Consider the following 22845-nt stretch of genomic DNA (forward strand, 5'->3'; position numbering starts at 1 on the left):
TGATTTTATTCTGAAATTGAATTGAATTTATTTTTAAACCATTGCTTCGAATTTACACCTATATAGTACATAGATGGAACCAGAAACAGGGTCAGGAAAGTGGCAAAACCGAGTCCGTAAATGATGGTCCATGCAAGGGGGCCCCAGAAACTTGCGTTATCTCCTCCAAAATATAGGTTCGGTTCAAAGCTGGCGAAAAGGCCATAGAAATCAATATTGAGTCCGATAGCTAATGGTATCAATCCTAAAATTGTTGATGCGGCTGTAAGCAGAACCGGATTCAAACGTATGGAACCGCCTTCAATGACAGCTTCCTTAAGAGAAGTTCCTTCATTTCTAAGAATATCTATATAGTCGACCAGGATGATACCGTTCTTGACCACAATACCTGCGACAGCAATGATACCCATTCCGGTGAGTACTACAGAAATATCCATGCCAAAAGTTGAAAATCCAATGAATACCCCAATAAGACTAAACAACACTTGAGACATAATTATGAGTGGCTTGCCAATGGAGTTGAACTGTGCAACAAGGATAAGGAAAATGAGCATTACTGCTGATAGTAAGGCAACCATGAGAAACTGACTTGTTTCTGCTTGTTCTTCCTGTTCACCGGTAAGATTTACTTCGTATCCTTGAGGAATGTCGAAATTCTGCATGGCTTCGCGGATCTGTGCATTGATCTCATTGGCATTATAGCCGGTGAGAACGTTGGAAGACAGTGTGGCTACACGCTCCAGGTCAATTCTGTTGATGGCACCCACACTGTTTGATAAACGTGGCGTAGCTACGGCAGAGATGGGTATATACCCGGTTGGTGTACCAACTTTCATGTTCATGAGATCTATGATGTTGGAACGATCCTTTTCTAACAAACGAAGTGTTACATCATATTCATCCTCATCTTCTCGAAAGGTAGAAACCGGTTCACCCAATAGTGCTGTACGGATCGTACCTCCGATCTGAATGTTGCTAATCCCATAGCTATTTGCCTTTTCATTATCTATATCCACAATGATCTCAGGATTATTTACCTGAAGGTCTGAACGGAGTTCTTCAATACCCTCGATATCCTGTTCCTGAATGAATGATTTGACGTTTTCAGTGAGGTTGATCAACTCTTCAAAACTTTCCCCGGTTATTTCAATGTTGATCGGCTTACCGGTTGGAGGACCGTTTTGTTCTTTTTCAACAGTTATAGTGGTATTTGGGATATTCTGAACGTTTTCGCGGATCTTATTAAGGATATCCTCGGTTGACTTGCCGTCTCTGTACTGATAATCCACAAATTCTACTGTTACCTTACTTTTGTTAGGTGATGGAGTCGGATCAATACTGTTTGGTGGATTTGCACCTATAGCCACATTGGATATCACCGATTTCACCATCGGATTATCTCGTCCTATCACATCATAAACGCGTTCTTCGATCTGTTGGTTTACACGATTTGTTTCATCAAGATCGGTACCGGCAGGCATCTCGTTATACACATACACGAAATTAGGTTCACTCTCAGGGAAGAATACCACTTTAGGTGATACCACACCTAGCAGAATTATGCTGAACACTAGGAATATAAAAGTTCCTCCCAGGGTGATCCATGGTCTCCAGCCAACAAGTAACCACGCGATCAGGTCATGGTATACAGATTGTATCTTTGGCAGGGTTTTCTCATTGAATTTGCGGATCAAAGGCTTCAGTACGAAACGTTCGAGTAACCAAAGCAGATAAAGGAATACCAGTAAATTGGCAACAAACAGCCCTCCGGTAAGGTAAAATATAATAGCAAGTACTCCAATCACACCGGATGCGATCCAGAGAAATTTATTGTCCTTAGGCTCTTCCTTTTTGGTGTGATCTTCATTTTCGTTCATGAACGAAACAGCAAACACAGGATTCATAACCAAAGCGACAATGAGAGAGGCAACAAGCGTCAAAATTATCGTAACCGGCAGGTAGAACATAAATCTACCAATGATACCTCCCCAGAACAGAAGAGGGAAGAAAGGGGCAATGGTCGTAAGAGTTCCGGTAATAACGGGAAGGGCAATTTCACCCGCAGCTTTTTTGGCGGCTTCCATTTTACCCATTTCGCCCTTTGAAACATGCCGGTAAATATTTTCAACGATCACAATGGCGTTATCAACTACAATTCCCAATCCCAGAATAAGAGCAAACAGCACAACAATATTGATCGAGAAATCAATAGTAGGCATAACTGTAAATGCAATGAGTGATGAGAGAGGGATCGCGAGGCCTACAAAAATGGCATTTTGAACCCCCATGATGAACATGAGTACCAATACCACAAAGAAGAACCCGAGGATAACGGTGTTAAAGAGGTTCGAAACGCTATCCTTGGTATCCTGAGATTGGTCTCCAGTTATAGTGATATTTAAACTTTCAGGAAACTGATTCTCCTGTAATTCCTGAATAATAGCCATACTTGCTTCAGAGGTTTCAATCAGGTTACCGCCGCTCTTTTTCTTGACGTTGATCGTGATAACCGGTTCACCGTTTAGGCTGGCATAACTTTCACGGTCTGCAAAATCGTCTTCAATGGAAGCAATGTCCTTCAAATAAACATCATCACCTGCTGCATTCGATATGATGAGTTCTTCAAGGTCACCGGCTTCTTCAATTTCACCATCTACCCGAACGGAACGTTCCATGGTTCCGATCTCTAACTGGCCGGCAGAAATGGTCATGTTCTTACTCTGTACAGCCGTTCTGATATCGTTGAAGTTCAATCCAACAGCCTGCATTTTTTGAAGGTCCACATTGATCTGAATTTCACGCTCCAAAGCACCGATGATCTCTGCTTCGTTAACATCAGGCAAGCTTTCAATGCGATCCTGAATTTCATCAGCGAAACTTTTCAGTTCAACAAGATCAAAATTACCGGATAGGTTAATGTTCAGTATAGGTTGGTCATCAAGATTGAAATCGTTTACCTGTGGTTCCTGTGTCAGCTGAGTGGGTAATTCAGTTCTCGCCTTTTCAACTGCATCATTTACTTCCTGCTGAGCCACCAGTTTATCTTTTTCTGTGGTGAACTCAATAGTAATTATGGAGACAGCCTGCTTGGAAACACTGCTGATCTTGTCAATTCCATCAATTCCCTGCAGTTCTTCCTCAATGGGGCGTGTAATAACGTTTTCAATATCGGCGGGAGAAGCTCCTGCATATATCGTTACGACGTTAAAAATGGGTATTTCAACCTCAGGAAACGACTCCTTTGGTAGTGTGATATAGGAATAGATACCTATTATCGTGATCAATACCGTAAGCAGATAAACGGTAGTACGATTATTGATCGCAAGACTTGAGATCTTAAATTCTTTGAAATTCATCTTCTGTTATTCAGTTCTGAGCTGTTAATTTTCTTGTATTGTAATGGGTGAACCATCAGACAGGTTTGCATATCCTGCTGTTATCAATAGGTCTCCGACATTTAAGCCGTCTGTGACTACCAGGTCATTTCCATAATTGAGTCCCGTGGTTACTTCTTTATTTCTTGCTATCCAGCCATTTTCAGTTTCCTCAGCTATAAATACAAATTTGATGTTGTTAGCTTGCTGAACTGAATTCACAGGTACTACAATTTGATCTTCAAGTTTTGTGTCATTGATGCTGACTCTCGCCATCATGTTTGGTCTTATACCTTCCACAACACCGGGCAGATAAATTTCAACGCCGAATGTCCGATTCGAAGGATTGATAGCTCTACTTACCACATCCACTCTTTTTTGAACTGAAGTATTGAGACTTGGAAAAGTGATCTCAACGCTGTCTGTTTCATTTACGCGCATGATGTAAGCTTCTGAAACCTCAGTGGTTACTTTAAGGGCATCAGAATTTGAGATCTGAAATACCGGCAGGGTAGGGCCTACAGTTTCTCCAACTTTAAGGTCAACTCTATCTACTGTCCCAGAAATGGTCGCCCGTATGGTATAGAAATCATATTGTTCTTTTAAACTGGCAAACTGACTTTTTGCAGATTCGAACTGTGTTTTAGCCTGTAGAAATTCCACTTCCGAACCTATGTTTTGTTCTCGTAGATTTTGCTGACGTTTAAATAGTGTTTTTGCCAGCTCCAGCTGCGTTTCAGCCTGATTTAGTTGATTCCGGGTGATCTCTCCATCAAGCTCGGCCAGTACATCACCTTTGTTAACTTGTTGACCGGCACGAACCAGGATCTCTTCTACTGTAGCAGAAGCCTTTGGGGTGATCATAATGGTCTTGTCTGACTCAACATCCCCCTGAACGTTTATATAATGCTTAAATGTAGAAGGCTCTATCTCACTTAAGTAAACAGGCGTACTGCGACGATTTTCATCTTCTCCATTTCCCTGGTCACCATTGCCACATGCAGTGGCAAATAAGAATAATGCTAATATCGATAATTGAAATTTCATGCTAAATATTTTCATCTTATTTGAGTTCAATTTTTTCTTTTATGTCTTGAATATCCTGGCTTACAAATGGAACCTGACCGATTGCCTGATCATATTGTGCCTTGGCTGAGAGGTATCCGGATACCATTTGTGCATAATTGTTTTCTGCTTGCCTCAGTTGCAGGTCTGCGTCTGTGACTTCTTGTTGAGTACCCACGCCATTTTGATAACGAATCAATGCTCTTTCATAGCCGCGTTCTGCCTGCTTCAATGCTTTCATAAGAGCATCGCTGGTCTGAAGAGCCTGTCTTACACCTTGTTTGGCAGAATAGATCTCATTATTGGCAGTTTGTTGAGCCTGATATAATTGTAGTTCTGTATCTTTGATTTGGATCTTGGATCGTTGAATTGCCGCATCGCGACTGAACCCCTGAAATATTGGAAGCTGAACCCCGAGTGTTAGGGTTTGAGCTCTTGCCCGGGTTTCTTCAGTTCCGAAGAAAACAGGCTTTCCCCTTTGTGAGGCTGTCCAGTTCAAACCGTAGTTTGCAAAAACAGTTGGCAGATATGAACTGCGCTGGGCATCAAGTTGCTTTCCCTGCAGTTGTTTTTGGATGTTGAGTACCCTTAGGTCGCCCCTAAGATCGAATGCCTGTTCAATCTCAGGTGAATGAGTGGTTAGAACAAGGGGAGTCATAGAGTCGATATCGCGTAATTCTTTATTTACAGGATCAGTGGCTGTGTTAGGTTCGATCTTATATTCACCCAGATTGCCCTTCACATCTATAGAAAGCTGAACCGGAAGCCCCATTACATCAAGTAATTCACGAAGTGCTTCATCTACAGCAAATTCTGCTTGTGTGAGTAGTGGTTCTAAATTGCTGAGCTGAACCTCTAGCTGAAGAACCGCATAATCATCAGTAAAACCCTGTTCAAATAATTTTTTTGTATCCTCAAGGTTTTCCTTCACCCGGTCGATCTGACTTTGTACCAAACGCAACTGTTCTTTGGCTACGAGTGCCTGATAGTAGGTGATCCGAGTTTGTGTTACAATACCCTGTGCTGAAGCACGCATGCCTTCAGATTGAGCGGCTTTATATAGCTCTGAGCTGCTAATACCTACAAAAGCTTGGCCGCTAAATATAGTTTGTGAAACCGTGAAACCACCCTGCCAATTATTATCCGTTCCAAAGGCAACCGGTATCAGGTCATTGGGATCGGCATTTTGGTCAAAGATGATTGCGGGTATAAAGTTGACGGGTACTTCAAGGTTGCGGGTGTAATTGGCAGAGGCTGAGATTTCAGGCATCACATTACTCCAGGCATTTCGGACCTGTTGATCAGCATCTCTAACTGAAAGTAGAGAGCGCTTCATTTGCGTATTATTTGCAAGTGAGATCTGAATAGCCTGACGCAGATCTAAAGTCTGTGTTTCTGCTGATCGAAGTTCTGGATTCTCCTGTGCTTTGGATGTAGAAAGTAACCCAATACTGAATATAGCTATTAACACTCCGGTCATATACGCGGAATGACGTAAGAATTGATTCATGACTTTAAGTTGATTGTTAAAATGATGTTTTGACAATTTCCATGTGAACCTGATGATTATTTCTGGCTGAATTGAACCATTAAAAATTGGTCCATGAGTTCGCTAAGTGATAATTCCTGTTCTTTGAAGATCTTGGTACCCTGATTTTTATTATCTAAAATGTAAAATTGAAGTATACCCCTCATTTGAAAACCGATCTGAAGAGTCAGTAATTTTGGGTCCAATTGTGTAGAAATACTGCCATCCTGAATTCCGATCTGTATGGCTTTTACCATCAGCATATTTAGTTCATTTTCAATATGAATGCATTTTTCAGCAATAGAGGATTCCTGTTCGTTTTCGGATGAATCGGAATTTCGATACAACATCATGGCCTTTGTAAAAGTGATATTCTCCTGGATCATATCCAGGAATGAAAAAACCATGCCTTTAACCAGTTCCGAACCAGGCCGATCCTGTTGAAGTGCGTTGAGGAATTCCTGATGTAAAGATTGAAGTGCGCTCTTCTTTATTGCTTGATAAAGACTAGATTTATCTTTGTAATACAAGTATAGTGTACCTTTGCTCAACTCGGCTTTTTCAGCAATCTCGTCCATCGTCGTTTTTTCGAAACCCTGTCGGCCGGTCAGTTCAATTGCGGCACTCAGAATTTGATCCCTGCGGCGGTGTTTTTCTCGCTCTTTTCGTTCTTTTATTCCCATTTACTGACTCACGGTCATTAAAAAATATTATTCAACATTGTAAGCTATACTTGCATGCATTTGAAAACGAAAATTACGAAGAATAGTTTCAATTAATCCAATCTGGTCCCAATTTAGGTTCTTCTGTTATTATAAGGCCACAAAACACTTTCATAAAGTATTTAAAGCAAGTAAAAGCGTTTTCAATAATTGGAATGTCGGTTCATTATTTTAATAATATAGGTTGGCCTAATGATAAAATATTGAACGAAGGGTCAGTTTTTGTGCGAGGGTTTAATAGTGGCGTGGATATAATTTGCTTATATGTTTTCTGAGCTCCTTTAATCAATTACCGGTAATACCTGAAGGGGCTAAGCCACGTAACTGCTTTTGTCAAATAATTACTTAAAGTTCTCTTTAGCCATTTCCCTCTTTTAGGCTTATATTTTCTACCCACTTACTCACTCATAAAACGAATTTTTAAAAAAGGGAAATAAATTATGTCACTTGGAATTAACAGTATCGAAGAACTACTTGGAGATGAGGCTTCCGAACTCTTAGAGCATAAATGTGAAACCATCAGTAAAGACAGATTGATCAAACCATCTGCCTCTTATGTAGATGACGTGTGGTATCATTCCGACCGAAATAACAGGGTACTTCAGAATTTACAAAGACTTCTTAATACTGGTCGTTTAGGCGGCACCGGTTACCTGTCTATCCTTCCTGTAGATCAGGGTATTGAGCACTCAGCCGGAGCTTCATTTGCCAAGAACCCGGATTACTTTGATCCGGAACATATTGTAAATCTTGCTATGGAAGCGGGGTGTAATGCAGTTGCTTCTACATTCGGAGCTCTAGCATCAGTTTCAAGAAAATACGCACACAAGATTCCCTTTGTGGTTAAGATCAATCACAATGAACTTTTGACCTACCCTAATAATTATGATCAGATTATGTTTGGAACGATCGATCAGGCTTACGATATGGGGGCAGCCGCTGTTGGTGCTACTATCTATTTTGGATCAGAAGAATCAAACCGACAAATACAGGAAGTAGCGCAGGCATTTGCTTATGCTCATGAATTAGGAATGGCGACCATATTATGGTGCTATACAAGAAATAACGCATTCAAAGTGGATGGTGTCGATTATCATTCTTCAGCCGACCTTACCGGACAAGCAAATCATATTGGCTCCACTCTCGGTGCCGATATTGTGAAGCAAAAACAACCAACTAACAATGGTGGTTACAAAGCGCTGAACTCCGGTGATTCCAGCTACGGAAAACTTGACGAGCGCATCTACACAGAACTGACATCTGATAACCCAATAGATCTGACTCGCTACCAGGTAGCTAATAGTTTCATGGGTCGTGCCGGTCTGATAAATTCAGGTGGTGCTTCAGGTGAAAACGACTTTGCCGATGCCGTTAAAACTGCTATTATCAATAAGAGAGCAGGCGGTATGGGACTTATCAGTGGTCGAAAATCTTTTCAAAGACCATTGGATGAAGGCGTAAAACTTCTGAATATGATTCAGGACGTTTATCTTAACGACGAGATCACCCTGGCATAAAATCGCCTCAAATCTTATCAGCCTTGCAGGCCCTCACCTGCAAGGCTTTTTTTATCCTTCTCACAAATTCATAATAATTGAGTTCTGAGCACAAACATATAAGACAACCTCAGTCGTTATTTTCACGGAAATATTTGATCATCTCTATATTTCTGAGTTTGGTGACAATGGGAGCTGTAATTTATTGGACCTATACTCCAGGTGTGTTAAAACATCTTGCCCCTAAAAGGCTTCCGGGATTAGGAATAGCTGTTGTGGTATCCTTACTTCGCGTATGGTTCTCAGCAGCTAAGATCAGGTTTCTGGCTGATAAGCAGCTTAGTTGGTTTGCTTCCATCAGAGTGGTCTTAGCATGGGATTTTACCTCTGCTGTCACTCCTTCAACTATAGGTGGGGCGCCAATGGCTACCTATGCAATGACCAAGGAAGGGCTTAAGCTGGGTGACTCTGGGGCAATCATACTATACGGAGTACTGCTCGATCAGCTATGGTTTGCTATGGCGATCCCGATCTTATTGTTTGCTGGAATATTTTATGAAGTGGTTCCGTCTGAAATAGGTTTGGTTGGCGACGTCTCGATGTGGCTGCTTTACCTTGGACTTTTAAGCTATGCAAGTTTGCTCGCTTACGGGGTTTTGGTAAATCCATCTGCTATCAAAAAAGTAGTTAAGGTAGTCTTTAAACTGCCTATCCTCAGAAAAATGAATGATAAGATAGAGATAGAAGCAGAGAATCTTGAGGAATATGCACATCAGCTCAGAAAGAAGCCATTCAGCTTTTTGTTGAAAGCCTTCTTTTTATCGACCATGTCCTGGTTAATGAGAATTGCACTGCCAACAATTGTGGTTCTTAGTTTACTGCCGGCTCCGGAAGTACTGTCGGTCTTGCGAAGTTTAGCGATGAATCTGGCGTTCCTTGTTGTTCCAACACCGGGAGGAAGTGGAGGTGTTGAGGGCCTTTTTGTACTATTCCAGGGACCATTGATCTCCCGTGAAGGATTTATTGGTCTGGCAGTTTTTCTATGGAGGATCATAAGTTATTATATAAGCATAGGACTTGGAATTATGGCAACCACTTGGTACGTGAACCAAAAGGTTGCGGAAATTAAAAAGGACTAGAATGGCAAAGACGAAGACCCAATATGAATGCTCCAACTGTGGGTATATCTCTCCAAAATGGAATGGGAGTTGTCCCTCATGTGGAGAATGGAATACCTTTGTTGAAAAGACCGTTAGCAAAGGAAAGTCTTCATCGGCTCATAAAGCGAAAGTTGAAGGGCTTGAAGCAACAGCTGCTCCGAAAAAACTGGAGGATGTTGAAACCTCAGAAAAAACCCGATTCACCAGTAACATCAGTGAACTGGATCGTGTATTGGGCGGTGGATTTTTACCCGGCTCGTATGTTTTAATTGGTGGTGAACCGGGAGTTGGTAAGAGTACATTGACTCTCCAGATCGCCAAATCAAACCCTGAACTCACCATATTATATTGTGCCGGTGAGGAATCAGCAGGTCAGATCAAACAACGAGCAGCCCGTCTTGGTGTAAAATCAGATAAGCTGCTGGTCTATAACGAAACACAGGTAGATAGCATAATCGCTGAAGCACAAAAAATGCAGCCAGATCTACTGATAGTAGATTCCATACAGACGGTATATAGAACGGAACTATCAAGTATGCCCGGCAGTATTCAGCAGGTTAAAGAGTGTGCAGCTTTATTTCAGCAGCTGGCCAAGCGAAAGAATATTACCACGCTTGTGATCGGTCACGTAACCAAAGAAGGTGATATAGCCGGGCCACGAGTTCTGGAACATATGGTGGATACCGTTCTTCAGTTCGAAGGAGATAAGCAATATACGTATCGATTATTAAGGAGCCTGAAAAACCGATTTGGGGCAGCTCAGGAAGTAGGAGTCTTTGAAATGAAATCGGATGGGCTGAGTGAAGTATCCAATCCATCTGAGCTTTTTATTTCCGATAAAACAGCAGGTGTGAGTGGAAATGCTGTGGTTTGTACAATGGAAGGGACACGTCCACTTTTGATAGAGGTGCAAGCATTAGTAACACCCTCAGCCTACGGTTCACCCCAGAGAACGGCAAACGGTTTTGACCGAAATCGGTTATTGCTACTGCTGGCAGTATTGGAAAAACGCGTAGGGAAGAATTTTTCGAATCACGATGTTTACCTGAATATTGCCGGTGGGTTCAGGCTCAATGATCCTGCCGGAGATCTTGGAGTATGTTGTGCTCTCGTTTCCAGCTTGATGGATGAGGCGGTTGCTCAAAACATGGCCTTTGTAGGAGAAGTTGGTTTAGGCGGAGAGGTGCGGACCGTGCCCCATTTGGAGCAAAGGATCAAAGAAGCTAAAAAACTGGGCTTTAAGGAATTGGTAGCACCGGATTCAAAACAGAAAGATGGCATCAGGTATTTACATGAGGCCATAAAAAAAGCCCTCAGGTAAAACCGGAGGGCTCGAATTCGTTACACTTCGTTTAGAAGTTGTCGCGATTGCGACGTCGTTGCTCTCGCTTGGCTTTTTTCAAAGCTTCGCGTCGCTCAAGTGAGGGCTTCGTATACTGTTGACGATCTTTGTACTCATTGAGTACGCGTGATCGGGTTACCAGTTTCTTGAAGCGGTTTATTGCACGATCAACACTTTCGTTGTCTTTTACTTCGACTCCTAACATGAAGTATCACATCCTTTCTTTTAAATTTTATCCCATAATTGGGAGCCTTTAATATACAAACTCTTTTATTGATAAAAAATAAACGTAACTGTCTGATCGGTTTTTAGGCAAAGCGTCTGAGTGGATTACTCAACTCGTTTATTTACGATCAATTCATCAGGGATATCTGTGCCCAAAACACCGATGCCAAATAGCGCGTAGTCATATTTGGCAGGATCCATGGGGTCCAGAATTTGCATGCGGTTTGTTAGTTCAAGTACAGCTTTCCAATCGTTTTGCTTGCGTGAGAGCAGACCGAGTTTCCTTGCTTGCCGCGCTACATGTACATCCAGTGGAATCTTAAGTTCTGAAGGTTCCATAAAATTCATGGTACCCGGATCTACCGGACTGTTTTTTCTGATAACCCACCTTAGGTACATATACAATCTTTTCGCGGAACTGTTCTTCTCGGGATTCGATACATGTTTGTGAACGCGCTGAGGAATTTCCGGATGAAAGGTAAAAAATTGCTCGTGGAATACAGCTATTAGTTCTCTTTTATGAGATTTTGCAAGATTGTAACAGAAAAGCCAGAATTTTTCAAAATCTCCAAATTTTAATAAAATGGATCGTAAAGATCTTGTTATCCAATGCATGTCGATAGGTTTGAAAGTACGGTGCTTGAATCTTTCAAAATTTAGGGCTTCAGAATCCGAATAATTAAGGATAAACTCAGCGGGGCGATTGTTCATTCGTTTCAATAATTCTTCAACTTTTGCATTTACAATATCACGGCGTCCCCATGCCATGGTTACTGCAAAGAATCCGGCGAGTTCACGGTCAATCTTTTTTTCAAAGGCATGCATAAATTGGACAGGATCGTCATTGATGTAATGAGGTTGTTCAATTTTTTCAACCAAATCATCAAGGAACGGTTTAAGTTCAACGAGCTTTCGCTTAGAGATGGTTCGATATTTTTTTCTCTTTCGGGGCAAGGATTTTTTCTACTTTAGGAATACTTTAAGTTTATCAAAGTTGCCGATAAGATCGGCCGGTTCTTACCTATTAATACAAACAAATTGCAGTCAAATTGATTCAATCTCTCAACTACTGGTTTATTTTATTGGTAGATCGATACATGGACGCTCATTATGGTGAGCGAAAGAGGAAATTATTGGCAGATCACCCTCAAACAATTGTCGAGATAGGTGCTGCTTATGGAGCAAATTTCAGATATTTACGTATGGGCACAAAAGTGATCGTGATCGAACCGAATGAATCTTATAACAGGTTGCTTCAAAAAAGAGCCGAGCGACATGATATTGAGATTGAGATCCACAATTCAAGGGCTGAAGTTATCGGTCTGCCATCAAATTCAGTGGAGATGGTATTGAGTAGTTTGGTTCTTTGCACTGTAGATTCACCCGATCAGGTTTTATCAGAGATTAAACGCATTCTTAAAAAAGAAGGGCAGTTCGTTTTTGTTGAGCACGTAAAAGCAGAACATCACTCCTGGATATGTTGGATCCAGAATTTCGTGAAAAAACCCTGGAGATGGGTCTTTGATGGGTGTCATGTCACAAGAAATACCGGCAAAAGTATCCGGGAAACTTCATTCAGCAGGGTAAAGATTGAAAAATTTAACAGTAGGACATTGTTTGTGCCGATCATTCCTCATGTAAGTGGAATCGCTGTTAAATGAAATTTATTATTTCACTAATTTTTCAGTAAGTACTTTATTGGCTTTTGGAAATGGATATTCTTCAAGTTCCTCTTTAGTCACCCACCGTATTTCCTGACTCTCTTTTGGCTTGGGTTTACCGGAAATCAGTTTACAATGCCAGGCATGCATGGTTATAGAAAAATGAGAATATGTATGCTTGAGGCTCGTCAATTCCTTGTAGGCCTTCACCTCTACTCCAAGTTCTTCATTTAATTCCCGCTCAATGGTTTGTTGAATCTTTTCATCGTCTTTCTGTTTGCCGCCCGGGAATTCCCAAAGCCCACCCAGCATAGCTTCATTTGGACGCAGGGCGATCAGGATCTTTTTGTCTGTTTCACGTTCTATGATCCCAACTCCAATGATATAATGAGGTTTTTTCTTCGCTGGCGATTTATAAGGAATTGAATCGGTCTTAGCCATTTTTTGAGCTATACAGCCGGCTTGTATGGGGCAATTCTCACAATCAGGACGGGTGGGTGTGCAAACTTCAGAACCCAATTCCATCAGGGCCTGATTGAAATCACCGGGGTATTTTTTATCTATAAGCTCATCGGCCAATTCCTGAACGTTACGTCGGGTTTTGGTACTGCGGGTGTCATCCTCAATGCCAAAATATCGGGTAAGAACACGTATTACGTTTCCGTCTACAACGGCATTAGGTTTGTTGAAGGCAATACTTGTAACTGCGGCTGCTGTATAGGGACCAACGCCTTTAAGTTTTAATATCTCATCGTAGGTTTGAGGAACCTGTCCATTAAATTCATCAACTACCATCTTTGAAGCAGCATGGAGGTTTCTTGCACGACTGTAGTATCCCAAACCTTCCCATGCTTTCAGAACATCATGCTGATCAGCTTCAGCAAGATCATAAACGGTTGGAAACTGGGAAATAAAATTCCGGAAATAAGGAGTAGCTTGTTGGACTTGTGTTTGCTGAAGCATGATCTCAGAGATCCAGATCTTATAGGGATCTGTATCACCCCGCCACGGCATTGCCCGTTTATGATCCTTATACCATTTCAAAAGTTCGGTGCGGAATTGCTTCGGTTGCACGTGTTAATAGAGTATTGAACTGCGATTCTATTTAGATTGACAATCAGTTGCGGTTTTGAGGGCTTTCACGAGTTATATCAAGAACCTTGAGAGTCACCTCTATGGAAGAAGCTGCTCCAAGTTTATCTGTTGCGATAACCTTAAAAGTAGATTCACCAATTTGACGGTCTGATGGCGTCCATACAAAGGTTCCGGTTTTTTCATTCAGATTTGCACCATCAGGCATATCAACACCAATGTATCTTACAATAGAATTTTTTGGGTTTTCGGGGTCAACAGCAGAGAAACTCAACTCATACTTTTCATTTACTGCAATACTTGTATTTCTAACAGGGCTGAATCTTGGTGGGGAATTAAAAGACCGTACATCAACTAAAAATCGTGTACTGTCTGAACGTCCTTCACTGTCTGTAGCAACTATTGTGAACCAGTGACCGCCAACTTGATTTACATTGGGTTGCCAGAATAAACCCTGCTTACGAATCAGCGCGTTTTTAATATTTGATCGATAAGAAAACTCAACCTCTTGTGCCGCATGGTTACCTTCCATTTCGAGCGCTAATAAGAGCGGGGTCGGGTAGGTTACGATTTGGTTAGGGATCGTTTTGATCTTGAAACCGGAATTTTGTGACGCATTAGCAGTTAAAGAAGAATCAGAAATGACAGCAATTTTTATTTCAGAGATCTTGTCATTTTCCGCGATCCATAATCGTTCTTTATTCTTTGCTAACAAATTTTTAGCCGCACCATCGGTCTTCCAGGCCTTGAGTGAATTAGATCCGGTTTCGGATACCCAAATTTCACCACTTTCGGTTCTTACAAAAAGCCTGTTTTCCCATTTGTAAATATCATCAACAGGTTCGTTTACCATGCCTAATTTTTGCCCGATACCAGCTGAACGGATCCCAAAGACCTCACCTTTGCTGTTAGCACCCCAAACATTTTCATTGTCTACAAAAATATTTGTCAGGTTTGTATTAAGCATGATGTTTTGAGAAAGAGCAAGATTTTGTTCTTCAACATCAAATACAAGAAGAGACGGAGCATTCGTCAATACAAAAAGTTGTTTGCTTACCGGGGTAGATCTAACATCAATAACGTTGTCGCCTGAAATTTGTTCGCTTGCAACTAATTCAGGTTCAGAGTCAACAGTCTCGGGTGTCTCCAAAGAGACCTTTCCTAAACCATTTTGACCAAGAGCTATATAAAGAGCGTTGCCAATTCTGGCGGCAGCCATTGGTTTTTGCGGAAGAAGAGTGGATGAGTAAACACCAAGTGCTGAGGTTGGTTCTAAGACAGTCAACCGGTTAGTTTCACCAAAAAGATAAGCAAAGCGGATATCCGCCATGATATTACTACCCCTTCTCTGCATTCCCGATGAAGTATAGAGCCATTGAAGAGAATCAGAATAGGCTCTGAAAACAACCATACCCTCTGCTTCAGAAAGAACATAGAGGTGAGTAGGGGAAGATTCCATAGCAACGATCTCTGGGATCTCCATCACTTTAGAATAATCTTGTATCAGTCTTTCCTGTGCCTCAACAGTAAAAGTGAAGATGAGTACAAATAAAAGGCTTAAAATTTTTGTAACAGATGATCTCATAGAATTACAACCAATTATGAATTTTATACCAGTGAATAGTGCGTGATATCCCCTCAGCCAATGAGGTTTGGGGTACGTAACCTATTTCATTTTGTGCTTTTTGGGAGCTGCAGGTCCATTCCAATGTAAGCTCGTTAGCTTTTTCTTTATTTACAACGGGGTAGATACCAAATAATGATGAAATATTTTCAATAACGGACGCAGCTTTTTTCACCAGCTTTGGTTTGATCTTAAGTGGAATAGTACGTTTCCCAAGCACTTTTGATGTAACTGAACGTATTTCATTCCAGGAATGGGTTCCTTCACCTGAAATAAAGTAAGTGTGTATTCCTGTATCAGTTATGCCAGCAGCGGTTATTATGCCGTCCACCAAGTCACTTACGTACACCATTGATACTCTTGGATTGTTCCCATCTCCAATTATAGGGCATATACCTCTGGAACAACTCTTAAAGAATGAAAAGATCTGATCTTCCCGTGGACCATAGACTGCAGGCGGCCTGATAATTTTAATGCTGTCACTTTTTGTGGCTATTTGTTTTACCCGATGCTCCATTTCTTTTTTGGATTGCCCATACATACTGACGGGCTCCATAGGATCGGTTTCCGTTTTTGGGGAACCGTTACTGGGACCAGCTGCAGCTAGTGAAGACAAAAGTACAATATTCTTTACGCCTTTTTTCTGGGCCAGTCTGACTAGGTTTTCAGTTGCCTCTACATTCGCACGGGTAAATTCCTTTTTGGTAGGGGCTTTCACAATAGCAGCCACATGAAATAAGACATCAGCATTCTCAAGGCCGTTGCTTAATGCCTTAAAGTTATTGAGGTCGCCGGTTATTTTCTGGTAATTAAGACCATTCAGCCATTTATCTTTGTTTCTAACCAGGCAGCGAACTTCAGAATATTGATCAGAATCTACCAGTGCTTCGACAAGGTGACTTCCAATAAAACCTGTTCCGCCGGTTACAAAGGCTTTCATTAAATTCCTTATATTTAAAGATTGTTTACAGAAATATAATAATCACAATATCTATTCTAGTGCACGGCAAATAAGATACGAATCTGCCACCTGCTTTTAAATTTTTATGAAAGAATTAAGAATCGCGCTTTTTACCGGAAATTATAATCATATCAAAGACGGCGTTTCTCTTACTTTGAACAGGTTGGTGAAATTTTTGGAAGATCATGACATTCCGGTCCTCGTATTTGGCCCAACAATTGAAGAACCGGATCTGCAGCACAATGGAACATTGATTCCACTTCCTTCAGTGAGAATGCCGGTATCAGGGAGGGGAGAGTACAGAGTTACTCTCGGTTTATCAAGTGAGTCTAAAAAGGCACTTGAAGACTTTGATCCAACTATAGTTCATATTGCTACTCCGGATATTGGCGGGTTGAGAGCCAGGAAATGGGCACTGAAACACGATGTTCAAATAGTCGGTTCATACCATACGCATTTTACCAGCTACCTTAAATATTATGGGCTGACTTTTATTGAATCTTTAGCCTGGAAATATCTGAGTTGGTTTTATAATGCCTGCGCTCATGTATACGTGCCCTCTCAATCTATGATCGAAGAGTTGATGCCTCATGGGTTTGAGACAGATATGAGGATATGGGCAAGGGGAGTGAATACAGAACTTTTTTCACCCGATAAGAGAAATGAAAGGTGGAGGAAGAAGCAGGGGTTCGATAAGAATGATATTGTAGTCACATTCGTATCGCGCCTTGTCTGGGAAAAGGAACTTGATACGTTCAGACATAGCGTACAACAACTGTCTGCCGAAAATAAGAAAATCAGAGCGATGGTAGTGGGTGATGGCCCGGCAAAGCAGGAATTACAGGAGGTCATGCCCGAAGCGGTATATACCGGATTTTTGAATGGTGATGAATTAGCAACAGCGTATGCCAGCAGTGATATATTTATGTTTCCATCTCACACAGAAACGTTTGGGAATGTAACTCTGGAAGCCATGAGTTGCGGGCTGCCATGCCTTGTGGCAAATGCCACCGGAAGTCGGTCGCTTGTTGAGGACGGCGTCAATGGCTTTTTAGCGGAACCTCAGGACAAAGAGGATTTTACAGACAAGTTGAGAATAATTACAGAAAGTGAAAATCTTAGGCAAAAAATGGGTAAGAATTCCAGAAAAAAAGCTCTCAATTATGAGTGGGATGAAATTAACGGACAGTTGGTTCATAATTATCGGGAGGCTTTGAATGCTCCTGTAAGAAAGAAAAATAATTAAGGGATCTCCTATTTATGAAGATCATTGACGTTGCAGAATTTTATACAGATCAGGGTGGGGGAGTAAAGACCTACATCAATCAGAAACTGAAGTTCGGCTCGCAAATGGGTCACGAGATCGTGATCGTCGCACCCGGTGAAGACTGGGGTGAGGAAGAACGCGATGGCGGACGTGTTATCTGGGTAAAAGGACCAAGGTTACCTGTTGACTGGCGGTACTATATCCTTTGGAGGGAAAAAGCCGTTCATCAGATCCTTGATCGTGAAAAACCCGATGTAGTGGAAGGATCGTCTCCTTGGACAGGAGGGTGGTTTGCAGGCAGATGGAAAGGTGATGCTGTAAAGACATTTATATTTCATCAAGATCCTATTGCAGCATATCCACAGACATTCTTAGGTCATTCTATTGGATTTGATAATATTGACAAGATATTTGGCTTCTATTGGAAATACCTTCAAAATCTGAGTAATCGCTTTGATGCCACAATTGTAAGTGGAAGCTGGCTTGCCGACAGGATAGGTGAGAATGGAGTGAAAAATCCTATAGCCGTTCCTTTTGGTATCGATAAGGATTTCTTTTCACCAAAAAGAAGAGATCAAGAACTGAGGGCTAAACTTTTAGCTGATTTCGGATTACCTGAAGAAGCAAAGCTTATGATCGCAATCAGCAGGCATCATCCAGAAAAGAGGTTAGGCACTATTATCGATGGTTTTATAAAAGCATCTGAGGAAAAACCCATGGGCCTCATGATATTTGGAGATGGGCCGATCAGAAAGTATGTGGAAATGAAAGCAGGTAAGTCTGAATATGTTAAATTAATGGGATTCACCGAAAACCGAGATGAATTAGCTAATATTCTAGCATCATCCGATTATTTTCTTCACGGCTCTGCAGCCGAAACCTATGGCATTGTGGTAGCAGAGGCTGTATGCAGTGGATTGCCGGTGGTAGTACCTGAAAGAGGTGGAGCAGCAGATATTGCTAATCCTGATCTTGGGGTGACCTATGAGCCCGGAGACAGTGAGTCGTTCTCGGAAGCGGTGCTAAATATTACAGACCGAAATCGAGAGGACCTGGTTGAGGCCACTAAAAAAGCTGCTGAAAATGATATAGTAACCATGGAGGGTCACTTTAAAATGTTGTTTGAAACATACCAGGAATTATTGGATACAAAGGGCCGTTAATGGTTTAATAAAATCCTTATTCTGAGCATAGATTTGGATGTAATTCAGTAGCATTCTTATAAATTTATTATCTTTGCTCAGATAATTACTTTTTGTATCAGCAGTCGGTATTCATAACATTCTTAATTATAATCTGTTAAGAATTTTATACTGACTATATATTGATGTTTATTTAGAATCTTTTTTAAGGAAATCACCTAATGGCCGACAACAAAACAAGCGCCAAAAAATCAGATATTTTTTCTAAGGCATATAATTTCAGAAAAGCCGACGAAGTTAAAGAGGCGGGATTATTTCCATACTTTAAACCGCTGGAAGCCACCGATGGAACCATTGTGGAGATCGAAGGTCATCGAGTTATTATGGCAGGTTCCAATAACTATCTTGGGTTGACCAATGATCCTCGTACGATCAAAGCTGCTCAGGATGCCCTCACTAAATACGGTACTGGTTGCACCGGTTCAAGATATCTTAACGGTACACTTGACAGTCACCTTGTGCTTGAGGAAAAACTAGCTGAGTTCATGGGCAAAGAAGCATGCGTACTATTTAGTACGGGATATCAAACCAATGAAGGCTCAATACAAACTATTGCCGGTCGTAACGATATTATTTTTTCTGACAAGGATAACCATGCATGTATAGTGGTTGGTACTCTTGTTTCTAATGCTAAAACGGTTCGCTATCATCACAATGATATGGATCAGTTGGAGAAGCTGCTCCAACGAGCTGATCCTGAAGCCGGAAAGATCATTATTACTGATGGTGTATTTTCAATGTCCGGTACTTTGGCCAACGTTCCTAAACTCGTGGAGCTTGCAGATAAATATAATGCCAGGCTTTACCTTGATGATGCTCATGCTGTTGGTGTTGTTGGGGATGGCGGACGAGGTTCCGCTTCAGTATTTGGTTTGACCGATAAAGTGGATCTCATCAGTGGGACTTTTTCAAAATCATTTGCTTCCCTTGGTGGATTTATTGTTGGTGATAAACCGGTCATAGAATTTATCAGGCATAATTCGCCTGCGCACATTTTCAGTGCCTCCATGCCACCGGCCAACGTGGCAACTGTACTTAAAGCACTTGAAATCCTCCAGGAAGAACCATGGAGATTGGAACGGCTGGAGGAGATAGCCAACTATATGCGTAAAGAACTCAAGAATCTTGGTTTCAATGTCTGGAACAGTCAAAGTCCTATCATACCTGTGGTAATTGGTGAAATGATGGATTGCTTTAGATTTTGGAAAGATCTTTTCGAAGAAGGAGTTTATGCTAACGCAGTAGTGCCTCCTGCTGTGCCAACCGGTCAATCTTTACTTAGAACAAGTTACATGGCTAGCCATACCGATGAACATTTGGATCAGATCCTTGAAGCCTTTAGAAAAGTTGGTTTAAAACATGGGATCATCGATCGTAACGGACATTCAGGTACTGAATAATTTAAAAAGTAGTACCGTATGAATAGCTCCGGTGTCACAGTTGTTTCTACCACAAACGAACGGAAACGATTCTTAGAGTTTATCTATAGATTTTATCAGGATGCTGAGCACTGGGTTCCTCCGCTTCGGATGGATCAGAAAAAACTTATCAATACCGATAAAAATCCATTTTTTCATAATGCCGAGATCGAGCTTTTTATAGCCGAGAAGGATGGAGAAGATGTAGGTAGGATAGCGGCTATTATTGATCATCGGTTTAACGAATTTCACAATTCAAAAACCGGCCATTTTGGTTTTTTTGAATGTATTGATGATCAGCACACTGCTAATTTAATGTTTCGGGTGGCATCCGATTGGTTACGCGACAGGGGTATGAACAAAGTCATAGGCCCTGCAAGCCCAAGTATGATGGATACAATTGGAGTACTGATCGATGGATTTGATAAAGATCCATATGTTTTAATGCCTTATAACTACGATTATTACGACGAACTGATCAAATCTGCCGGTTTTGAAAAAGAAATGGATCTGTATGCTTACATAGTTGACACAGAGACTGTTTCTATGGACAGAATAAACCGAGCTATGAATATTGTTAAACACCGGTTACCCGATATTAAGATCAGACCGATTGACTTGAAAAACCTGAGATCTGAGATCAAGATCATAAGAGATATCTTCAATCAGGCGTGGGAAAAGAACTGGGGTTTTATCCCTTTAAGCGAGGCTGAATTTGATGCAATAGCAAAAGATCTGAAACTCATTATTGATACAGATTTTGCACATATAGCAGAAATGAATGGGAGACCAGTTGGCTTTTCCATTGGGATCCCAAACATCAATGAGATCCTGAAGACAATGAATGGGAATCTTTTCCCTTTCGGTATATTTAAGTTGTTATGGAATAAAAGAAAATTAAATACATTGAGAACGGCCCTTATGGGAGTTGTGCCCGAACATCAGGGTAAAGGAATCGATGCCTTGCTGCACCATCGGTCAATACAAAATGGTCTCAAGGGAGAGAACAAGACCGAATCAGAAATGAGCTGGGTACTTGAATCAAATCCTGAAATGATACGCGTGGCTGAACGCATTGGTGGTAAGCTCGATAAGACTTATCGTATGTACTCAAAATCACTCTGATAAGCTCACCAATTTTAACAACCATTTCACAACATCTACATAGTTTTTCCTTATCTTTTTAAGGCTATAAAATTTAATTTTCTATGCTCTGCATTAAAGAAATTATCTGAAGCAGTGCGATGGATTTAATCTCAAAAGGAAAAGAAAGATGAGCGATTTTCGTATAGAAAAAGATTCAATGGGTGAAATTAAAGTACCAAAAAAGGCTTTATATGGAGCTCAAACACAGCGTGCACATGATAATTTTCCTGTTAGCGGTATCAAATTCAGCCGCGAATTTATAGAAGCACTTGGATACGTTAAAAAATCCGCTGCTTCTGTAAATGCCGATCTTGGTCTTTTGGATAAGGATATTTCTGAAGCAATTCAAGCTGCTGCGCTGGAAGTAATTGAAGGCGTTCATGATAAGGAATTCGTGATCGACATCTTTCAGACCGGTTCGGGGACATCAACAAATATGAATGCTAATGAGGTCATTGCTCGCAGGGCCAACGAACTTAAAAACAATGTTGATGTAAGCATACATCCCAATGATCATATTAACTATGGTCAAAGCTCAAATGACGTGATACCGACCACTATTCGGGTGGCCGCTGTAAAAGCAATTAATAATAATTTGATCCCGGCGCTCAAACACCTTCATGATACTTTTCTGGAAAAAGGAAAAGAGTATGCAGAGGTCGTGAAAACCGGACGAACCCACCTGATGGACGCTATGCCGGTGACTATTGAACAAGAGTTTGGTGGTTATGCGCGTCAGCTTGAACTGGGGATCAAGCGTTTAGAATCTGCACTTGAGAGAGTTAGTGAATTGCCTCAGGGTGGAACTGCGGTAGGTACCGGACTTAACACCCATAATGATTTTGGTAAGAATTTCGCTGTAAAAATATCAGAATTGACAGGGGAGAAATTCACTGAGGCGGAAAATCATTTTGAGGCACAGGCTACGGTTGATGCTCCGGTTGAACTCAGTGGACAGCTTAAAACTATTGCCGTTGGGATGATGAAGATCGGAAACGACTTGCGTTGGATGAATTCAGGACCAAATAGCGGGATCGGTGAAGTTGAACTTGCTGCTCTTCAGCCCGGTTCTTCTATCATGCCGGGAAAAGTTAACCCCGTTATTGAAGAGTCGTTGACTATGGTTTGTGCTCAGGTCATAGGTAACGATGCAGCCATTACTATTGGGGGGCAGGCCGGAAATTTTGAATTAAATGTTATGCTTCCGGTTGTGGCTCATAACTTGTTAGAGTCGATCGATATTCTGGCAAATGCAGCTCAAAACTTGGCTGATCGTTCTGTATCACAGTTGAAAGTTAAGAAGGAACGAATAGCAGATATGGTTGGAAGAAATCCGATCCTTGTCACGGCCTTGAATCCAATCATTGGTTACGATCTTGCTGCGAAGATAGCTAAGAAAGCGTTTGCTGAATCTCGCCCACTTAAAGAGGTGGCTAAAGAAATGACCGATCTTTCTGATGAGGAACTGGATAAAGCACTAGACCCGATTAAGATGACCAAGGGCGGATTTACGGAATAAAGGTAGAAAGTCTTTCTTGCGGTCACTGCAGAACGTAAGGAAG

Annotated in this window: 18 protein-coding genes; 9 read left to right on the plus strand and 9 right to left on the minus strand. The window is 41.4% G+C overall.

All coding sequences use genetic code 11. The annotated features are described in order from the left end of the window. Positions 1 to 5: 5 nt before the first annotated feature. From ACKGJO_RS01615 to ACKGJO_RS01630, 4 genes are read right to left on the minus strand one after another with little or no spacing between them, the layout of a single operon-like run. Complete coding sequence (locus ACKGJO_RS01615) at positions 6 to 3356, minus strand: efflux RND transporter permease subunit (RefSeq protein WP_411321653.1); 3351 nt, start codon at positions 3354 to 3356, stop codon at positions 6 to 8. A 24-nt stretch (positions 3357 to 3380) separates the two neighbouring features. Further along, the gene (locus ACKGJO_RS01620) at positions 3381 to 4421 is read right to left on the minus strand and encodes an efflux RND transporter periplasmic adaptor subunit (protein WP_411321654.1); all 1041 of its coding nucleotides are present in this window, start codon (positions 4419 to 4421) and stop codon (positions 3381 to 3383) included. A 16-nt stretch (positions 4422 to 4437) separates the two neighbouring features. Further along, positions 4438 to 5949, minus strand: coding sequence for a TolC family protein (locus ACKGJO_RS01625; protein ID WP_411321655.1), 1512 nt, complete (start codon positions 5947 to 5949; stop codon positions 4438 to 4440). Positions 5950 to 6005: 56 nt separating this feature from the next. Next, positions 6006 to 6650 (minus strand): TetR/AcrR family transcriptional regulator, encoded by a 645-nt coding sequence (locus ACKGJO_RS01630; protein ID WP_411321656.1) that lies wholly within the window; start codon positions 6648 to 6650, stop codon positions 6006 to 6008. Between the two features lie 479 nt (positions 6651 to 7129). Between ACKGJO_RS01630 and ACKGJO_RS01635 the strand changes: the two genes are divergently transcribed. From ACKGJO_RS01635 to radA, 3 genes are all read left to right on the plus strand, one after another. Beyond that, positions 7130 to 8206, plus strand: coding sequence for a class I fructose-bisphosphate aldolase (locus ACKGJO_RS01635; RefSeq protein ID WP_411321657.1), 1077 nt, complete (start codon positions 7130 to 7132; stop codon positions 8204 to 8206). 161 nt (positions 8207 to 8367) lie between these two features. Beyond that, positions 8368 to 9324, plus strand: coding sequence for a lysylphosphatidylglycerol synthase transmembrane domain-containing protein (locus tag ACKGJO_RS01640; protein WP_411323263.1), 957 nt, complete (start codon positions 8368 to 8370; stop codon positions 9322 to 9324). 1 nt (position 9325) lies between these two features. Continuing rightward, positions 9326 to 10666, plus strand: coding sequence for a DNA repair protein RadA (gene radA, locus ACKGJO_RS01645; protein ID WP_411321658.1), 1341 nt, complete (start codon positions 9326 to 9328; stop codon positions 10664 to 10666). Positions 10667 to 10697: 31 nt separating this feature from the next. Here the strand turns inward: radA and rpsU are convergent, their stop codons facing one another. Both rpsU and ACKGJO_RS01655 read right to left on the minus strand, forming a co-directional pair. Next, positions 10698 to 10892, minus strand: coding sequence for a 30S ribosomal protein S21 (rpsU, locus tag ACKGJO_RS01650; protein ID WP_411321659.1), 195 nt, complete (start codon positions 10890 to 10892; stop codon positions 10698 to 10700). A gap of 125 nt (positions 10893 to 11017) precedes the next feature. After that, positions 11018 to 11866 carry a TIGR02757 family protein gene (locus ACKGJO_RS01655; protein WP_411321660.1) on the minus strand — a complete coding sequence of 283 codons (849 nt, stop codon included), beginning with the start codon at positions 11864 to 11866 and terminating at the stop codon, positions 11018 to 11020. Between the two features lie 143 nt (positions 11867 to 12009). On the opposite strand from ACKGJO_RS01655, the gene ACKGJO_RS01660 reads away from it, so the two are divergent. Next, on the plus strand, positions 12010 to 12573 hold the full coding sequence (locus ACKGJO_RS01660) for a class I SAM-dependent methyltransferase (protein ID WP_411321661.1): 564 nt from the start codon (positions 12010 to 12012) through the stop codon (positions 12571 to 12573). 6 nt (positions 12574 to 12579) lie between these two features. Here the strand turns inward: ACKGJO_RS01660 and mutY are convergent, their stop codons facing one another. From mutY to ACKGJO_RS01675, 3 genes are read right to left on the minus strand one after another with little or no spacing between them, the layout of a single operon-like run. Beyond that, positions 12580 to 13647, minus strand: a complete 1068-nt coding sequence (gene mutY, locus ACKGJO_RS01665) for an A/G-specific adenine glycosylase (RefSeq protein WP_411321662.1) — start codon at positions 13645 to 13647, stop codon at positions 12580 to 12582. Between the two features lie 43 nt (positions 13648 to 13690). Continuing rightward, entirely contained in the window at positions 13691 to 15250 is a 1560-nt protein-coding gene (locus tag ACKGJO_RS01670) for an Ig domain-containing protein (protein WP_411321663.1), read from the minus strand. A gap of 4 nt (positions 15251 to 15254) precedes the next feature. Next, positions 15255 to 16229 (minus strand): NAD-dependent epimerase/dehydratase family protein, encoded by a 975-nt coding sequence (locus ACKGJO_RS01675; RefSeq protein ID WP_411321664.1) that lies wholly within the window; start codon positions 16227 to 16229, stop codon positions 15255 to 15257. Between the two features lie 106 nt (positions 16230 to 16335). Here ACKGJO_RS01675 and ACKGJO_RS01680 point away from each other — a divergent pair, with 106 nt between their 5' ends. The 5 genes from ACKGJO_RS01680 (at position 16336) to ACKGJO_RS01700 (ending at position 22802) form a co-directional block, all read left to right on the plus strand. Then, positions 16336 to 17496: a glycosyltransferase family 4 protein gene (locus tag ACKGJO_RS01680; protein ID WP_411321665.1), complete on the plus strand. Its 1161-nt coding sequence runs from the start codon at positions 16336 to 16338 to the stop codon at positions 17494 to 17496. A 14-nt stretch (positions 17497 to 17510) separates the two neighbouring features. Next, positions 17511 to 18680, plus strand: a complete 1170-nt coding sequence (locus ACKGJO_RS01685; RefSeq protein WP_411321666.1) for a glycosyltransferase — start codon at positions 17511 to 17513, stop codon at positions 18678 to 18680. A 200-nt stretch (positions 18681 to 18880) separates the two neighbouring features. Beyond that, positions 18881 to 20119, plus strand: coding sequence for an aminotransferase class I/II-fold pyridoxal phosphate-dependent enzyme (locus ACKGJO_RS01690; RefSeq protein WP_411321667.1), 1239 nt, complete (start codon positions 18881 to 18883; stop codon positions 20117 to 20119). An 18-nt stretch (positions 20120 to 20137) separates the two neighbouring features. Next, positions 20138 to 21262 (plus strand): GNAT family N-acetyltransferase, encoded by a 1125-nt coding sequence (locus ACKGJO_RS01695; protein WP_411321668.1) that lies wholly within the window; start codon positions 20138 to 20140, stop codon positions 21260 to 21262. A 148-nt stretch (positions 21263 to 21410) separates the two neighbouring features. Continuing rightward, positions 21411 to 22802: a class II fumarate hydratase gene (locus ACKGJO_RS01700; RefSeq protein WP_411321669.1), complete on the plus strand. Its 1392-nt coding sequence runs from the start codon at positions 21411 to 21413 to the stop codon at positions 22800 to 22802. Positions 22803 to 22845 lie beyond the last annotated feature (43 nt).

Origin of the sequence: Gracilimonas qinghaiensis, assembly GCF_046602855.1 — a bacterium.
Classification (GTDB): domain Bacteria; phylum Bacteroidota; class Rhodothermia; order Balneolales; family Balneolaceae; genus Gracilimonas.

What these genes read in the sequence shown, in the direction of transcription:
- ACKGJO_RS01615 (WP_411321653.1), bottom strand. Translation starts at nt 3,356, where the DNA reads ATGAATTTCAAAGAATTTAAGATCTCAAGTCTTGCGATCAATAATCGT.
- ACKGJO_RS01620 (WP_411321654.1), bottom strand. Translation starts at nt 4,421, where the DNA reads ATGAAATTTCAATTATCGATATTAGCATTATTCTTATTTGCCACTGCA.
- ACKGJO_RS01625 (WP_411321655.1), bottom strand. Translation starts at nt 5,949, where the DNA reads ATGAATCAATTCTTACGTCATTCCGCGTATATGACCGGAGTGTTAATA.
- ACKGJO_RS01630 (WP_411321656.1), bottom strand. Translation starts at nt 6,650, where the DNA reads ATGGGAATAAAAGAACGAAAAGAGCGAGAAAAACACCGCCGCAGGGAT.
- ACKGJO_RS01635 (WP_411321657.1), top strand. Translation starts at nt 7,130, where the DNA reads ATGTCACTTGGAATTAACAGTATCGAAGAACTACTTGGAGATGAGGCT.
- radA (WP_411321658.1), top strand. Translation starts at nt 9,326, where the DNA reads ATGGCAAAGACGAAGACCCAATATGAATGCTCCAACTGTGGGTATATC.
- rpsU (WP_411321659.1), bottom strand. Translation starts at nt 10,892, where the DNA reads ATGTTAGGAGTCGAAGTAAAAGACAACGAAAGTGTTGATCGTGCAATA.
- ACKGJO_RS01660 (WP_411321661.1), top strand. Translation starts at nt 12,010, where the DNA reads ATGGACGCTCATTATGGTGAGCGAAAGAGGAAATTATTGGCAGATCAC.
- ACKGJO_RS01670 (WP_411321663.1), bottom strand. Translation starts at nt 15,250, where the DNA reads ATGAGATCATCTGTTACAAAAATTTTAAGCCTTTTATTTGTACTCATC.
- ACKGJO_RS01675 (WP_411321664.1), bottom strand. Translation starts at nt 16,229, where the DNA reads ATGAAAGCCTTTGTAACCGGCGGAACAGGTTTTATTGGAAGTCACCTT.
- ACKGJO_RS01680 (WP_411321665.1), top strand. Translation starts at nt 16,336, where the DNA reads ATGAAAGAATTAAGAATCGCGCTTTTTACCGGAAATTATAATCATATC.
- ACKGJO_RS01685 (WP_411321666.1), top strand. Translation starts at nt 17,511, where the DNA reads ATGAAGATCATTGACGTTGCAGAATTTTATACAGATCAGGGTGGGGGA.
- ACKGJO_RS01690 (WP_411321667.1), top strand. Translation starts at nt 18,881, where the DNA reads ATGGCCGACAACAAAACAAGCGCCAAAAAATCAGATATTTTTTCTAAG.
- ACKGJO_RS01695 (WP_411321668.1), top strand. Translation starts at nt 20,138, where the DNA reads ATGAATAGCTCCGGTGTCACAGTTGTTTCTACCACAAACGAACGGAAA.
- ACKGJO_RS01700 (WP_411321669.1), top strand. Translation starts at nt 21,411, where the DNA reads ATGAGCGATTTTCGTATAGAAAAAGATTCAATGGGTGAAATTAAAGTA.